The following is a 14,999-nucleotide window of genomic DNA, read 5'->3' as shown; positions in this document are numbered from 1 at the left end:
TTCGGTCTCTTGTTTGCCATCTCTGATCCTCCGTTTCCTCATAATAACGGCGGACCACTTCACAGGGGGAGGATCACTCATTCGCGGAATGGTGGATAATGGCATCGCGCGGCAGAACGATCCGCAGGGTGTGGACGATGGTGCGCTGGATATCGGCCTCAGGCGTGCGGTGGGTCATGCGGCACCGCCTTTTCGCTTTCGGTTCGACAGGCAGGTCAGCAGCCCCGCCAACGCGCCAGCCTCGCGCCGTTCCTGTGCGTCCGGGCTGTGCGCGGCAATGGCGCGGCAAGCGAGGATGATCAGGCTGTCCGGGTGGTGAACGAAATCGGCGACGATGGCGCGGGCCTCGGCGAGGCGCTGGGCAGGCCAGTCGGCCGGGCAAGGCACGTCTAAGGTGTTGCGGGCATTGGAGGCGGGAATCGGGATCATGGCGTTCATGCCCGCCCCCGCGCGTTCTTCGAATCTGCGACACGCGGCATCTCCTGCGACTGCAACCAGTCCTGGACCACGCTCATGCGGTAGAGAACCTTGCGACCGGCGCGGACACAGGCCGGGCCTTTGCGCCGCCGCTCCCAGCGTCCCAGCGTATCGACCGACAGGCCCAGTTCCTGCGCCAGATCGTAACGGCTGATCCATCCGCGCAGCAGACGCGGTTCAAGTGCCGGATCGGCACTCTTCGGTTGTGTCATGCTCTTGCCTCCTTTCTTGACCGCCCGGAACACAGGCGGCTGACGGGAAGCATCGGAACCATATCAGGAGGACCGGCAGGGAGGCGGAAGGTGGCGGAACCTGCCGGAACCTGTGCCACCCCATGTTTTGCTGGGTTTGTGAGGATTGGGGCCGGGACGAGCGTCAGCACCTACGGCTGTTCACCACCACGAGGCCGACTATCGCGACGTAATGTCCCTCGCGCGGCTTCGCGATTGCTCGTGCGAGAACAGGTCAAGAACAAAGAGTCGGTTATCCCCAGCGGATTGGCCTTGCCAGATCGCACTTGGGTGGTGGACAAAGCGGCCCTATCACGCCCGATGCGGTCGAAGAACGCGGACTGACGACGGGTCCGCGACCGGCGCAGCCATATCTGATCGGGCAATCATCGAAGGGGTGCAGGGCGCCGCAAGACAATAAGGGAGAGAGCAGAGGATGGGATTGCCGATGCGGGCGCTCTACAGCGTCCACGAGGTGGTGTTTCGCTGGAATTGCAGTCTGGACGATCTGGCGGGCTGGGCGGTGACGGACCGTCTGAAGATCGTGATGGCGATCGAGCCGATAGCGCAGGAAGATGAGGTTCTGGCCGGGCTGGTGGTCGTTCCGATCGCCGATATCCTGAGCATGTTCCGACGCTGGGGTTCCAGTCCTGAAAAGCGCACCATCCGGCGTGTTCGCGTTCTGGACAGCGCCGACTGGACCATGATCGCCGATCCGGAGGATTACATCGAGGTCGAACTGGCCGATCTGATGATCCTGGCCGATCACGTTCATCGGTTTGAAGCCGAACATGGGCTGACCCGCCGCGCGACCGACCCGGGTGGTGCCCCGGCGCGCTATGACTGGGAGGGGTTCTACATCGCGCAGATGGTGCGCCTGCACGAACGGGGACTTCCGGCAACGCAGGGTGAGTGGATCGTCGAGGCGCAGGACTGGTTTGGGCAGAACTCACCCGGGGGCGAGGTGCCGGATGAACGAACCGTCCGGCGCCGCCTCAGCCCGATCTGGCGGGCATTGCGGGAGACCGAATAGCCGCCCGCCCCGCGCGACTAAGCACTTCTGTGCTGCTTGGTCCCCGGATCATGCACCAGCACCGGCTTTGGCCGGAAGGCGCTGGCCACGGCATCGACCCCGGCGCGCAAGGGCGAATCCATCAGATGGGCATAGCGCGCTGTGGTCTGGGTCTGGCTGTGGCCCAAGAGCTTGCCGATCATTTCCAGCGATGCGCCGCCGCTGACCAGCAGCGAGGCGAAGGTATGGCGCAGGTCGTGGATCCGGACATCCTCGATGCCCACCTGTTTCTGGATCTGATGCCAGAAGCGGCGGATTTCCTTGACCGGCTCGCCGGGCACGTCGCCCGGAAACAGCAGCGGGCAGCCACGCGGCACCAGCAGCTGGCGCTGGCGGACAATAGCGGCGGCTTCATCCGAGATCGGCAGCCGGTGGATACGGCGCTGCTTGGTCATACTGGCGGGCTTGGACCAGCTCAGGTGTTCGAGGTTGAAATGTTCGAACCGCGCCTGCCGGACCTCGCCGACGCGCGCTCCGGTCAGCATGCAGAGCCGGATTATATCGGCTGCGCGGCGGTCTTCGGCCGCGTCCAGTGCCTCCGCCAGCTTGCGGATTTCCTCGTGCGACAGAAACCGCTCGCGCGGATTCTCGATCCGGCGGCGGAAGCCAGATGCCGGATTGTCCTCGCGCCAGCCGCAGCTCTGCGCATAGGTGAACATCTTGCGCAGCACCTCGCCGACGCGGTTGGCACGGATGGGCGTAGGCTTTGACCCCTGCAGCTTCCGGGCGCGGTTGTTGGGTTTCGCCTTGTGCGGCCGGGCGCGACCCTCGGCGATGCGGTTCAGCAGCTTTTCCACGTCATATGGCGTGATCTCGGTCACTAGCCGATTGTTCCAGTCGGGCCCGACCAGCTTGGTCAGCATGGACCGCTGATCCGAGGCGTTCGTTTTGGCGAGGTTCGGCAGATGCACCTCGGCATAGCGCTCGATCAGATCCTTGACGCGAGGCGCCTCGCGCCAGTCCTCCTTCGCGCCCAGCGGATCGCCCCCGGCATCGATGTCGCGGCGCAATTCCTTCGCTCGCTCCCGCGCGGCAGCCGTCGACCATTCCGGCCAGCGCCCCAGCGTCATCCGGCGCTGCCGCCCGGCATGGCGGTAATCCAACGTGAAGGCACGGTTCCCCGAGCGGTAGATGCAGATGGCGAACCCCCGCACCTCGCTATCAAAAATCTGATAGTCGCGGCCCGGTTCAGGCGGCGCCTCCCGCACCGATTTCTCGTTCAGTCTCAATCGCTTCACCATGCCCGGCGCCTCCTTCTTGCATCCCACATGAGGCTCAGCCTCGCGCGCATGGCAAGTCATACATCGCACCCCAGACCGGCAGGGAGGCGGAAGGGGGCGGAAGTCGGCGGTAAGGGTGCCGGTGCTGGATAGCCACCAGTCTTGGTGGCTGTCCTGCGGGCCTTCATAAGAAAGCACCGGAAATGATCCTAAACTCGTTCTAAGAGGAGTGTTGCTCCTATCCAAACATAGACCGACCCTCAACCGATAGCCGCGCATGCAGAATGTTGCCAGTGTCGGATTCGGTGATGAACAGTCCGGGATGTGTCACGTTGCCGAAGGCGAGATTGGTCGTCGTGACGCCTGTTTGGCTGACAACGCGATAGGTCGGCGCGCCCATTTTTGAAACGCCCCAAACGCATCCATTACCAGCATGCGCTATCCACAATCCTCCCTCTGAATCGACAGCCAAGCCGTCCGGGCCGGACAGGCCGCCGGAAAGCTGGACGAACACGCCGACCTTCGAGACCGAACCATCGGCCATCAGTGGAAGGCGCCAGACGCTGTTGCCGCGGGTCATGGCGACGTAAAGGGCGTCTTCGTGTTCGTTCAGGACTATGCCGTTCGGGCTTTGGCCGGTGTCGATAAGCAGGTCGAGCCGATCCTGTTTGGGCTGATAGCGATAGACGCGGCCGTTTGGCATATGCATCCCGCTCTGACCCTGATCGGTAAAATAAAGCGTTCCCCGGCTGTCAAACACGAGGTCGTTGCAGCCGCGAAAATGCTCGGAGTGGCGATGGGTCACGACCGGCTCGATGGTGCCGGTCGCCGGATCAAGCACCATGATGCCATTCTTGTAATCGGCTATGAATGCTCGGCCGTCACGATGAAACTTCAGACCGTTCGGCCAACCGTCATATTCCGCGACGAGCGACCATTTCCGGTCGGGCGAGATCCGGAATATTCGGCCATAGGGGATATCCGTTACCCATAGATTGCCGTCGCGGTCGAAGCTGGGGCCTTCAAGAAAGCTGTCGATCATGCGGCCCGGCTTGTTGGCGGCAGCCCAGGCTGGCGAGGTGTTCTTGATACGGAACTCGGAAGGCATCGTCGTCCAGACCTCTGCGTCGATGATCCGGGGTGCGGGGTAGAAGGACACGATTTTTCTCCTCAGGCGGTCAACTGATTGACCAGTCGTTGCCGGCTGGCCTCCAAGGCGGCGATCAGGCTGGGGCGGGTATCGGGAGCGAAGCGCGTGATCAGGCCCGATACGGCAAGTGCGCCAAGAAGCTGACCATTGGCGGACATGATCGGAACCGCGATGGCGGCGACATCGCTGTCGCGCTCGCCTAGCGAAATGGCATGACCCGCTTCGCGGATGGCCGGATGGCCTTCCCCTGGCTTTGGCGAGAAGGCGAGAAGCACCTTGCCGCTGGCGCCCTGCGTGATCGGCATCCGGGCGCCTTCAATGATGGAATGACGGATCGCGCGCAATGGCTCGCTGCGGAACAGGCACACCCGACTGTCGCCTTCGCGGATGTAATACGAGGCAGTCTCGTTGGTCTCGTCGGAAAGCTGCTTCAATTCGGGGCGCATTACCCCTGCAAGGTCGAAGCTCTGCCGATAGTTCGAACCGATCCGCCAGGCGGTCGGGCCGAGGCGAAAGCGGCCGCCTTCGTCGCGGATCAGGTAGCCGAACCGTTCCAGGGAAACGGCCAGCCTGAGAATCGTGCTTTTGTATTGTCCTGTCCGCTTCGCGATCTCTGCCAAGCTGAGATCGGGCGATTCCGGATCGAAGCAATCGAGAATTTGTAGAGCGCGTTCAACGGCTTCGACGCCTTTTGCCTCGGTCATTCGTCCCTCCTTTTTCGAGAAGATTGACACAACGACATCAATAAAGCATAACGTTCTATCAGATGCAATATCATTCTGTCAGACAGAACGATTGGAGAGAGAAGCCATGACGTTCACTTACCGGGCAATGATCCTGTCGACGGCCATCGCGCTCAGCGGTGGCGTCGCACAGGCGCAGGACATCATCTTCAGCGGGGTCTCGACCACGTCAGACGATTACCAGCTGGGTGTCGTATGGTCGGGCATCGCGCGTGAGGCGGGCCTGTCGATGACGGTGGTCGAGAACGGCACCGTCGCGGGGATGCGGAAGGCGGCTCTGGGAGAGGTCGACATGGTCGGTGTCGGGGCGCCGCACTACCTCGACGCCGTCGATGGGACTGGAAGTTACTCAGAGGATCCCGAAGATCTGCGCGAAGGCTACAAGACCATGAAGGCAATTCTGGCGCTGCCCGTCGGGATGGCCCAGTACGTGGCGCGCTCGGATGCCGGTATCGAGAGCTTCAAAGACCTCTCCGGCCACAAGGTCGGTATTGGCCGACCCGGTGGCAATGCGGGCAAGGTGACGGAAACGCTGTTCCAGATTCATGGCATCGCCGACTCGGTGCAGGCACAGGCGATCGAATACGGCCCTGCCCTGGATCAAATGGCGGCGGGCACGATGGACGCCACGCTGGTCTGGGGGTCGATCCCGACCGCAGTGATCGACAACGCATCTCGCCAGATGGAACTGCGCTTCGTCTCGCCCGATCCGGCGACGCTGGAAGAGTTCCAGAAAACCATCAGCAATGGCGAGTATTACGTCTATCAGCGTGTGCCGGCCGAGGTGATTGAGAAGGCCTATGAAGGGCGGGTCGCCACAGAAGGAGATGCCTATTTCTGGACATTTCCCTATCAGATCATGGTGCGCGGCGAGATCGACGAGGAAACCGTCTATCAGCTGACCAAGGCATTGTGGGAGAACATCCAGAAGGTCAATGATGCGTCTGCCGGCCTGTCGCTGGTCAACCTTGACGATGCGCTGACCTCCATCTCGGCCGAACTGCATCCCGGTGCCGCACGCTATTACAAAGAGATCGGGCGAATGTGATCGCCTTCGGGCGGCCGTTATGGCCGCCCGTCAATCAACCCAGGCGCATCGCCCGGGGATCCTTTTCGCCAAACAGCCAACCTTATCGAAGGGACGAGCATATGAATGTCTCGGTTGAAGCCTTCGTGCGCGGCCTCATGCCGGATACGGCAGATGATCGTGCACCTTACGCGGCGGTCCAGGCCTTGGGACTTGCTGCGGCGGGTCTGATCCCGCTGTTCATCATCTACACGCAACTTTTCGGGCGCTTTCCCTCGGAAGTGCAGTATGGCACGGTTCTCTACCTGGGGCTGGTTGCCATCTTCTGCCTGCGCCCCGCCTTTGTCGACAAGGATGGGCGGCGCCGGCTGCTGGATCTGGTGGTGACCGCGGCGCTGATCGCGGGCGCGACCTTCGCTTATGCCTATTACACCAACCAATATGACGACATCGCCGCCAACCGCGAAGGGCTTCCCAACAACTGGGACCTGCTCTGCTATGCAATTGGCTCGTTGGTCGTGGTCATCGGCGCGCATCGGGCGGAAGGCTGGCTGCTGACCGGGGTGGTCATCGCGGCGCTGATCTACCTGTTCTTCGGACACATGATGCCCGGCCTGCTGGAGCATCGGCCGATGTCGATGAAGCGCGTGCTGGAGATTTCCTACGGCTATCGCGGCATCTTCGGCGTGGCTCTTGGGTCCGTGGTCGACATCGTGCTGGTCTTCGTGATCCTGGGCGTCGCCCTGCGGCTGACCGGAGCGGGCGATTTCTTCAATGATCTCGCCCTGATGCTGACGCGCAAGCAGCGCTCGGGTCCGGCGCAATGCGCGATCATTGCGTCCGCTTTGTTCGGGTCCATCAACGGTTCGGCGCCGGCCAACGTGGCCTCTACGGGAGTCCTGACGATCCCGATGATGCGCAAGGCCGGCTATAGCGGCCGCTTCGCGGGCGGGGTCGAAGCCACCGCATCCTGCGTCGGGCAGATCATGCCGCCGGTGATGGGCGTCGGTGCCTTCATCATGTCCGACGTCACCGGCATTCCCTATGTCACCATCATGCTGGCCGCGATCGTGCCCGCGATCCTTTATCTGGTTTCGCTTTCGGTTGCCGTCGCGCTGGAGGCAGGCCGCCTGAACATCGCCCCGCTGGACGTCGAGGCCCCGGTATGGGACCGCCGCATGTATAGCCGCGCTGCTGTTCTGGTCCTGGGCTTCGGCACGCTGTTGACGCTGCTCTTCTCGGGCTATCCGGCGACCTATTCGGGCCTGATGGCCAGCGGCGTCATCGTAGCGGTTGCCATGATCCTGCCCGATACGCGGCTAAAAGGCTCTGACTGGCCGACATTCATCGTCGATTCCGGTCGCGAGGGTCTGTCGGTGATGCTGTCCTGTGCGGCCATCGGCATCGTCATCGCCGCCATTACCTCGACCGGCCTTGGCATCAAGCTGAACCAGGAGATCACCGCGCTTGGCGACCAGAACCTACTGGCTGCGCTGGTCCTGGCGGCAGTCTGTTCGATCGTGCTGGGCATGGGGCTGCCAACGGCTGCGTCCTACCTGATGGTCATCTTCGTCGCCGGACCCGCGATCATGGAGCTCGGCATCTCGGAACTCTCGACGCATATGTTTGTCTTCTACTACGCGGTTCTCTCGGCGATCACCCCACCCGTAGCGCTGGCGATCTTCGCCGCCGCCGCGATTGCCAAGGAAAATCCGATCCGACTTGCGATGACCGCGCTGCGCCTCGCCGCTGTCGGCTTCATCCTGCCGATCGCGTGGATCTACCACCCCGAAATCATGGTCGGCACGCAGGATACAGGCGTCATCGACGCGCTGATGATCCTTCCGTTCCTGCTGCTCGCGATCCTCGGCTTTTCGGCGGCGCATGTGGGCTTCCTGTTCGGCAAGCTCGGCATTCCGCTGCGGCTCGCACTCGGGTTGGCCGCGGCCTTCATCATGGCGCCCGGTTGGTGGACGGCCTTCCTGGGTGGCGCGGTGATCCTCGCCATCTCGGTTCTCAAATACAAAGGAGCAGGTCATGCACAAGCCGCTTGAAGGGGTCCGGGTTCTTGACCTGACTAATGTCCTCGCCGGTCCGTTTTGCTGCCATCAGCTGGCACATCTGGGCGCCGAGGTGATCAAGGTCGAAGTGCCGAAGACCGGCGACCTGGCCCGCAATCTTGGTGCGGACCCCGCACTGAATGCGGCAGGAATGGGGGTCTCCTTTCTGGCGCAGAATGCCGGCAAGAAATCGGTGACCGCCAATCTGAAGACCGAGGCTGGCAAGGAGCTGCTGAGGCGACTGGTCCGGACGGCCGATGTGCTGGTCGAGAACTTCCGCCCCGGCGTGATGGACCGGTTGCAGCTTGGCTATGATGTGCTGACGGCCGAGCGGCCCGAGCTGATCTATTGCGCTATCTCGGGTTTCGGGCAGACCGGTCCTTGGACCCACCGGCCGGCTTACGACCAGATCGTGCAGGGGGCGTCGGGCGTCATGTCGATCACCGGCGACGCCGAAAGCGCGCCCTTGCGTGTCGGCTATCCGGTTGCCGACACCGTCGGCGGCCTGACCGCCGCCTTCGCCATCGCCGCCGCACTGAATGCGCCGCGGCGGGGCACATTCATCGACGTATCGATGCTGGAATCGCTGATCGCAACGATGGGCTGGGCGGTGTCGAACTGGCTGGTCGCGGGCCAGCGGCCGACGCCGAACGGCAATGAGAACCTTACCTCTGCGCCTTCGGGGACATTTACAACCGGGACAGGCCCGCTGAATATCGCCGCCAACAAGGATGAGCAATGGCAGACCCTGGCCCGGCACATCGGCCGTGAGGATCTTCTGTCGCGCGGTGAGTTCGCGACCCGCGAGGACCGCAAGAAGAACCGCCTGGCCTTGAAAGCTGAGATCGAGGCGGCACTCGCCTCCCTTGATGCAAGGCAGATCGCCAAGGAACTCAACCGCCTTGGCGTGCCCGCGGGCGCCGTGCTGGACCTGCCGGAGGTGCTGGAACACGAGGTCATCCGCACGCGCGGGATGGTCGCCGAATTCTCTGACGTGCCTGGCGTCGGCAAGCCGGTTCAGGTGCTGCGGACGGGCATCAAGCTGGATGGCGAGGCGCCCTCGGTCGCGGCTCCTCCGCCGGCGCTCGGGGCAGATAACGACGCGATCCTCGCGTCCTTGGGATATGCGGCCGACGACATTCGGTCCATGCGAGAAAGGGGAGAGATATGAATAGCGATGCACAGGACGTCCGTGATTGGTGGCGCACGTCTATCATCGACATGCGTCCGGGGGTGATCGGGTTTCGCGGCTATCCGATCCAGGACCTGATAGGCAATGTCAGCCTCCCGGCGATGATCTGGCTGATGGTTGCGGGTCGCCTGCCCAATGACGCCGAGGCCGAGCTTCTGGATGCCGCACTGGTTGCCGGTGTCGATCACGGCCCGCAGGCGCCTTCGATCGCGGCCGCGCGCAGCGCCGTGACCTGCGGGCTGGCGCTGAACAATGCCATGGCCAGTGCCGTGAACATGCTGGGTGACGTGCATGGCGGCGCGGGCCAGCAGACGCTGGAGCTATATTACAACATTGCCGCCCGTCAGGATGCCGGTGCATCGCTTGAGGATGCAACGGCAGCCGCAGTGACTGACTGGCAGCAGACCCGCACAAAGTTCATCCCCGGTTTCGGTCATCGCTTCCACAAGGACGGCGACCCGCGGGCGCCGCGCCTGCTGGAACTGGTGCGCAATGTCGCAGCCAGGGGCGGCGTCTCGGGCCGCTTTGCAGATATCGGCGAGGCAGTCGAGCGGCATCTTGGCGCCGGGCGCAGCCGGCCGGTCCCGATGAATATCGACGGCGCCACCGCAGTCATCTTTGCGGAACTGGGTTGCGAACCCCCGCTGGCGCGCGGGCTGTTCTGCCTGTCGCGTTCGGTCGGAATCCTTGCCCATGCCTGGGAACAGACCCAGCAGGGCGGGCGGAACAAGGGGCCGGTGCCGCCGCGGTTTCTCTACACCTATGACGGCCCGGCTTCGGGTGAACGGACTGTCGGATCGGAAGGAGCATAACGTGAATCGGATACAGACAGTAGTCATGGCAAGCGCAGCAATCCTTGCTTTCTCTGCGCCGGTTTCAGCACAGACGCCGGCGGCCGAAACAAAACCACCGGCCTATGAAGTTCCGGGCGGTATAGCTGTTCAGGACCAGGATCATCTGGCTGCTCGCGGCTATTTCTACGCCGGCGGAAAGTATGTTGGCGTGCCGGGTGCAGAGGTCATGGACGGCGCGATGTATGTTGAGGTGCTGGTCCCCAAGGAGATCACGCAGCCTTATCCGTTAGTCTTGTTCCACGGCGCGGCGCAGACGGCGACCAATTGGATGGGGACGCCCGATGGCCGCGAGGGATGGGCAGATTACTTCCTGCAGGCCGGGTTTGTCGTCTACATGGTCGACCAACCAGCGCGCGGCCGTTCGGCATATCACCCCGAATTCGATGGCGAGATCCGGAATTTTCCAGCGCCGATCATCCAGAAGCTGTTCACGGCCTCACGCGACGGCGGCAACTGGGCTCAGGCCCAAAAACACAGCCAGTGGCCCGGAACCGGCCTGATGGGCGACGAAACCTTCGACGCATTCTATGCTACACAGGTCGAATTCCTGAAAAGCAATGCCGATACCCAGGCGCTCGTTCAAAAGGCCGGGGCGGCACTCCTTGACAAGATTGGCCCCGCCATCTTGCTGACCCACTCCCAAGCAGGCGCATTCGGCTGGCTGATCGCAGACGCGCGCCCGGAACTTGTGAAGGGCATCGTATCGATTGAGCCGCTTGGCCCGCCTTTTCAGGATGCGGTTCTGGGTGACGGCGCAGCCAGGCCTTGGGGGCCGACGGACATTGCGATTACCTATGACCCTCCGGTCAGCGCGCCCGAGGACTTGAAACCGCAAAAGCAGGCACAGGCCGACGCACCGGATCTCGCTGCGTGCTGGATGCAGCCGGAGCCCGCGCGAAAGATCCCAAACCTGGCGGGGATCCCAATCCTGATCGCCGTCGGAGAGGCGTCCTATCACGCCGTCTATGACCATTGCACGGCCAACTATCTGGCGCAGGCGGGCGCGGGCGTGGACTTCGCGCGGCTTGAGGACCACGGCATCACCGGAAGCGGGCACATGATGATGCTTGAGAAAAACAATCTCGAGGTCGCCGGCTTCCTGGCCGATTGGATCACCCGGAACGTCGAGTGACGTCGCGGGGCAGACCGCGAGGATCCGGTCCCGTCTCAAGAAAACCTTACATGGAGAGGAGAATCTACTGATGAAACATGTCAACTTCGCAAAGGCGGCCGTCATCATTGCCGGCTTGACGCTCCCCGGTGCCGCAGTGGCCTTTGATCCCGGCGCGACGGAATGCATCGCGCCTGCCAATCCCGGCGGCGGATGGGACTTCACTTGCCGTCAGGTCGGCAAGACCCTGCAGGATCTGGGCCTGATCTCGGGCACCATGCAGGTGACGAATCTGACCGGCGGTTCGGGCGGCGTGGCGTTTGCCCAGATTACCAACAAGCGCAACGAAGATAACAATGTCATCGTAGCCGCATCATCGGCCACGGCGACCCGGCTTGCGCAAGGGGCTTTCCCGGGCGGGACCATGGATCAGGTCCGCTGGATCGGATCTGTCGGGGCCGATTATGGCATCATTGCGGTCGCGGCGGATTCCTCGGTCGATACGCTGCCGCAACTGATCGACCAAGTGAAGGCCGACCCGAGTTCGGTCGCATTCGCCGGCGGTTCTGCCGTCGGCGGCTGGGACCATCTGAAGGTCCTGTCCATGGCCAAGAAGGCTGGGGTCGAAGATGTCCGGACAGTCAAATATGTCGCCTTCGAAGGCGGCGGCGAGGCGATCACCCAGCTGCTGGCGGGTTCCATTCAGGCATTTACCGGCGATGCGTCTGAAGCCAAGGGCTTTGTCGATTCCGGCGACATCAAGGTGCTGGCAGTTCTGGCGCCCGAGCGGATGGAGGGCGATTTCGCCAATTTCCCGACTGCCAAGGAACAGGGAATCGACGCAGTCGGCGCTAACTGGCGCGGCTTCTACGGCCCGGGCGGCATGAGCGAAGAGGCTTATGACTACTGGGCCCAGAACCTCAAGACGCTCTACGATTCTCCCGAGTGGAAACAGGTCATGGAAACCAACGGCATCGCGCCGCTGGATCTGTCGGGCGAGGCGTTTCAGGAATACGTCGCCGCCTCGGTCGACGAGATCCAGACGCTGTCGCGCGAAATCGGCCTGATCAAATGATCACCTGGCGGCCCTTCATGGGCCGCCATCATTTCTGTTTTGGGAGGAGATAATGCTACGCACTGACAGAATTGTCGGCGGATTGGCTATACTGGTCGCCGTCTTCTTTATCTGGCGCACGACCCTGATCGAGATCCCGTTCATTTCGGATCCGCTTGGTCCAAAGACATTCCCGGTGATCATCTGCGTCGTGCTCGCGCTTGCCGGGCTGGGCATCATGCTGAAGCCGGACGCAGAGCCGCACTGGCCAAAGGCCTCGGGCTTCATCGAGGTCGGGATCGGTATCGTCGTCTTCATCGCCTATGCCGAATTGCTGCCGGTCCTCGGCTTCATCATCGCAACCTGCATCGCCGGTGGCATTCTTGCCTGGCGGCTCGGTGCCCCTCCGGTTCAGGCAGCAATCGCGGGTATTGGCATTGCGCTGGGGATTTACGCCGTCTTTCACCTTGCCCTTGGACTGACCCTCGCGGTCGGGCCGCTTGGCTTCTAGGAGGCTGTCATGGAAGCATTATCCTCACTCGGCGACGGTTTTATTGTCGCGCTGAGCGTGCAGAACCTGCTGCTGGCAGCCATCGGTTGCCTGCTTGGGACGATCATCGGCGCGCTGCCGGGGCTTGGTCCGTCGAACGGCGTCGCCATCCTGATTCCGCTTGCCTTCAGTCTTGGCCTTGGCGCCACACCGGCGCTGATCCTGCTGACCTCAGTCTATTACGGGGCGATGTATGGCGGGCGCATCAGTTCGATCCTGCTGAACATTCCCGGCGACGAACCGGCAATGATGACCTGTCTTGACGGCTATCCCATGGCCCGGGCGGGACGGGCCGGCGAAGCACTGGCGATTTCGGGCATCGCATCCTTCGTCGGCGCGTTCTTCGCTACCTGGGGGCTGGTCTTTCTTGCCCCGCAACTGGTCGATGTCGCGCTTCTGTTCGGCCCAGCCGAATATTTCGCGCTGTTCGCACTGGCCTTTGCCACCATCGGGGGCGTCGCCGCCAGCAACCAGATGAAATCGCTGCTGGCAACTGGCTTCGGCCTGCTGATCGCGATGGTCGGCGTCGATCAGCAAACCGGCGTGACGCGCTTTTCCTTCAACAACGTCCATTTCTACGACGGCATCGACTTTCTGGTCGTGATCGTGGGCCTGTTCGCACTGTCCGAGGTTTTCATCTTCCTCGAACACCGCTCGGGCGGGGGGATGGATACCCACAGCGTGCCCCTTGGCCGCACAACCGTCACCAAGAAGGATCTGGTCGACACGACCCCAGCCATGGCGCGCAGTACCGTCGTGGGTTTTATCGCCGGGGTTCTGCCGGGGGCCGGCGCTTCGCTTGGATCGTTTCTGGCCTATACGCTGGAAAAGAAGGTCTCGGACAAGAACAAGACCTTCGGCAAGGGCGATCCGCGCGGTGTCGCTGCCCCCGAGGCCGGCAACAATGCCGCAGCGGGTGGGGCGCTGGTGCCGATGCTGGCGCTTGGTGTGCCGGGTTCGGGGACGACGGCCGTACTGCTATCATTGCTTCTGGCCCTGAACATTACGCCCGGTCCGCTGCTGTTTCAGCAGAACCCGGACGTGGTCTGGGGCCTGATCGCGGCGCTGTTCATCGCCAATATCATGCTGCTGGCCCTGAACCTGCCGTTGATCAAGCTGTTCGTCAAAGTCCTGCAGGTGCCGACCCGCTACCTGATGCCCGCCGTCGCGATGATCTCTTTCGTCGGCGTCTACGGCATATCCGGCTCGACCTTTGACCTTCTGGTGATGATCGCCTTCGGGGTCATCGGCTGGCTGTTTCGCAAACTCGACATCCCGCTGGTGCCGATCATCCTCGGCGTGCTGCTGGGCAAGCTGATGGAGGCCAATCTGCGCCGCGAACTGACCATCTCGGATGGCGACTGGTGGGCCCTGATAGACAGCCCGCTGGCCATCGGCATCTGGCTGTTCGCAGTTGCAGGCTTCGTTGCCCCGATCGTCCTCGGACGCTTCTTCCGCGTCAAAGAGAAGCAGCCTTTCGACGGCGAGACGCTCGATACGGATTGATGGCAGGATAATAATACGTTTGAGCCATCAAGAGCGTGCTCTTTCTCGGCACTGATCGGTCGAGAAAGAGCTTTCCGACTAAAGCGTTTCGACATTAACCTGAGACATATCCGGCGGCGTTGAAGTAGTTCCAGCATTCTGTTGGGTCGTAGAGATCGCAGATTGCTCCGATGGCCTCGAAGACGTCGGTGAAGGTTCTGGCACCGCTCCGTCGCAGGTGGGCTTTCAGCTTTGAGTAGGCCTGCTCTATGGGGTTCAGATCCGGCGAGTACGGCGGCAGGTAGAGGAACCAGCAGCCGTGGTCGCGCAGGGCTTGGGCGGCCTCCTTGTTCCGGTGCGTGGCCAGGTTGTCGAGGATGACAACGGTTCCGGGCGAGATCTCTGGGATCAGCACTTCGCGGATGTAGGAGGCAAAGGCCGGGCCGTCCATCGCGCCCTTGATGACCCATGGCGCGATCAAGGCGTCGGGGGTCAGACCCGCGATCAGGGTCTGCGTGCCCCAGCTACCAAAGGGCGCATCCATCGTCAGGCGCTCGCCCCGTTTTGCCCTGCCGCGCAGCCGGGTCAGGTTGGTCTTCACTGCCGTTTCATCAAGGAAGACAACACGATCCGGCAAGGCCGCAATGGCAGGAAGCCGATGTTTGAACCAGTCCGCGCGCTGTTGCCTTACCTTGGCGGGTGACGTCCATGGACGTGGTGTAGCTTGCGGTGGCCATCGGGTTTCCCGGTAGGGTCGGGTTGCGAGAACCAACC

At 62.5% G+C, this 14,999-nt stretch carries 15 protein-coding genes and 1 pseudogene; 9 read left to right on the top strand and 7 right to left on the bottom strand.

What is annotated here, in order from left to right; all coding sequences use genetic code 11:
• Positions 1-76 precede the first annotated feature (76 nt).
• The 3 genes and pseudogenes from Q1A36_RS20250 to Q1A36_RS20240 form a co-directional block, all read right to left on the bottom strand.
• Positions 77-178, bottom strand: a pseudogene (locus Q1A36_RS20250) (VRR-NUC domain-containing protein); the annotation flags it as partial.
• Complete coding sequence (locus Q1A36_RS20245) at positions 175-438, bottom strand: hypothetical protein (RefSeq protein WP_299847807.1); 264 nt, start codon at positions 436-438, stop codon at positions 175-177. The gene Q1A36_RS20245 and the pseudogene Q1A36_RS20250, both read right to left, overlap by 4 nt.
• On the bottom strand, positions 435-689 hold the full coding sequence (locus Q1A36_RS20240) for a helix-turn-helix domain-containing protein (protein WP_299847805.1): 255 nt from the start codon (positions 687-689) through the stop codon (positions 435-437). The genes Q1A36_RS20245 and Q1A36_RS20240 overlap by 4 nt, the downstream gene beginning before the upstream one ends.
• Before the next feature lie 454 nt (positions 690-1,143).
• On the opposite strand from Q1A36_RS20240, the gene Q1A36_RS20235 reads away from it, so the two are divergent.
• A complete protein-coding gene (locus tag Q1A36_RS20235; RefSeq protein ID WP_299847803.1) occupies positions 1,144-1,740 on the top strand; it encodes a hypothetical protein in 597 nt (198 codons plus the stop codon).
• Between the two features lie 17 nt (positions 1,741-1,757).
• On the opposite strand, the gene Q1A36_RS20230 is transcribed toward Q1A36_RS20235, so the two are convergent.
• From Q1A36_RS20230 to Q1A36_RS20220, 3 genes are all read right to left on the bottom strand, one after another.
• Positions 1,758-3,020, bottom strand: coding sequence for a site-specific integrase (locus Q1A36_RS20230; protein WP_299847801.1), 1,263 nt, complete (start codon positions 3,018-3,020; stop codon positions 1,758-1,760).
• 217 nt (positions 3,021-3,237) lie between these two features.
• Complete coding sequence (locus tag Q1A36_RS20225) at positions 3,238-4,158, bottom strand: SMP-30/gluconolactonase/LRE family protein (protein ID WP_299847799.1); 921 nt, start codon at positions 4,156-4,158, stop codon at positions 3,238-3,240.
• 11 nt (positions 4,159-4,169) lie between these two features.
• Positions 4,170-4,853, bottom strand: a complete 684-nt coding sequence (locus tag Q1A36_RS20220) for an IclR family transcriptional regulator (RefSeq protein WP_299847797.1) — start codon at positions 4,851-4,853, stop codon at positions 4,170-4,172.
• A gap of 127 nt (positions 4,854-4,980) precedes the next feature.
• On the opposite strand from Q1A36_RS20220, the gene Q1A36_RS20215 reads away from it, so the two are divergent.
• The 8 genes from Q1A36_RS20215 to Q1A36_RS20180 all read left to right on the top strand — a co-directional run bounded on the left by Q1A36_RS20215 (position 4,981) and on the right by Q1A36_RS20180 (position 14,246).
• Positions 4,981-5,940: a TAXI family TRAP transporter solute-binding subunit gene (locus tag Q1A36_RS20215; RefSeq protein ID WP_299847795.1), complete on the top strand. Its 960-nt coding sequence runs from the start codon at positions 4,981-4,983 to the stop codon at positions 5,938-5,940.
• 101 nt (positions 5,941-6,041) lie between these two features.
• Positions 6,042-7,973, top strand: coding sequence for a TRAP transporter fused permease subunit (locus tag Q1A36_RS20210; protein WP_299847793.1), 1,932 nt, complete (start codon positions 6,042-6,044; stop codon positions 7,971-7,973).
• The gene (locus Q1A36_RS20205) at positions 7,957-9,150 is read left to right on the top strand and encodes a CoA transferase (RefSeq protein WP_299847791.1); all 1,194 of its coding nucleotides are present in this window, start codon (positions 7,957-7,959) and stop codon (positions 9,148-9,150) included. The genes Q1A36_RS20210 and Q1A36_RS20205 overlap by 17 nt, the downstream gene beginning before the upstream one ends.
• Positions 9,147-9,983: a citryl-CoA lyase gene (locus Q1A36_RS20200; RefSeq protein ID WP_299847790.1), complete on the top strand. Its 837-nt coding sequence runs from the start codon at positions 9,147-9,149 to the stop codon at positions 9,981-9,983. The genes Q1A36_RS20205 and Q1A36_RS20200 overlap by 4 nt, the downstream gene beginning before the upstream one ends.
• A gap of 25 nt (positions 9,984-10,008) precedes the next feature.
• Positions 10,009-11,157, top strand: coding sequence for an alpha/beta hydrolase (locus tag Q1A36_RS20195; protein WP_299847789.1), 1,149 nt, complete (start codon positions 10,009-10,011; stop codon positions 11,155-11,157).
• Between the two features lie 70 nt (positions 11,158-11,227).
• On the top strand, positions 11,228-12,211 hold the full coding sequence (locus Q1A36_RS20190; RefSeq protein ID WP_299847809.1) for a tripartite tricarboxylate transporter substrate-binding protein: 984 nt from the start codon (positions 11,228-11,230) through the stop codon (positions 12,209-12,211).
• 82 nt (positions 12,212-12,293) lie between these two features.
• A complete protein-coding gene (locus Q1A36_RS20185; protein WP_299847788.1) occupies positions 12,294-12,701 on the top strand; it encodes a tripartite tricarboxylate transporter TctB family protein in 408 nt (135 codons plus the stop codon).
• Between the two features lie 9 nt (positions 12,702-12,710).
• Positions 12,711-14,246 carry a tripartite tricarboxylate transporter permease gene (locus Q1A36_RS20180; RefSeq protein WP_299847787.1) on the top strand — a complete coding sequence of 512 codons (1,536 nt, stop codon included), beginning with the start codon at positions 12,711-12,713 and terminating at the stop codon, positions 14,244-14,246.
• 94 nt (positions 14,247-14,340) lie between these two features.
• Here Q1A36_RS20180 and Q1A36_RS20175 read toward each other — a convergent pair.
• The coding region (locus Q1A36_RS20175; RefSeq protein ID WP_299847786.1) for an IS630 family transposase at positions 14,341-14,999 on the bottom strand (659 nt) is incomplete at its 5' end.

Origin of the sequence: uncultured Paracoccus sp., from assembly GCF_947487305.1 — a bacterium.
In the GTDB taxonomy this organism is placed as follows: Bacteria; Pseudomonadota; Alphaproteobacteria; order Rhodobacterales; family Rhodobacteraceae; genus Paracoccus.
Note: the sequence above shows the minus strand (reverse complement) of the source record. Positions and strands in the feature narration are given on the sequence as shown.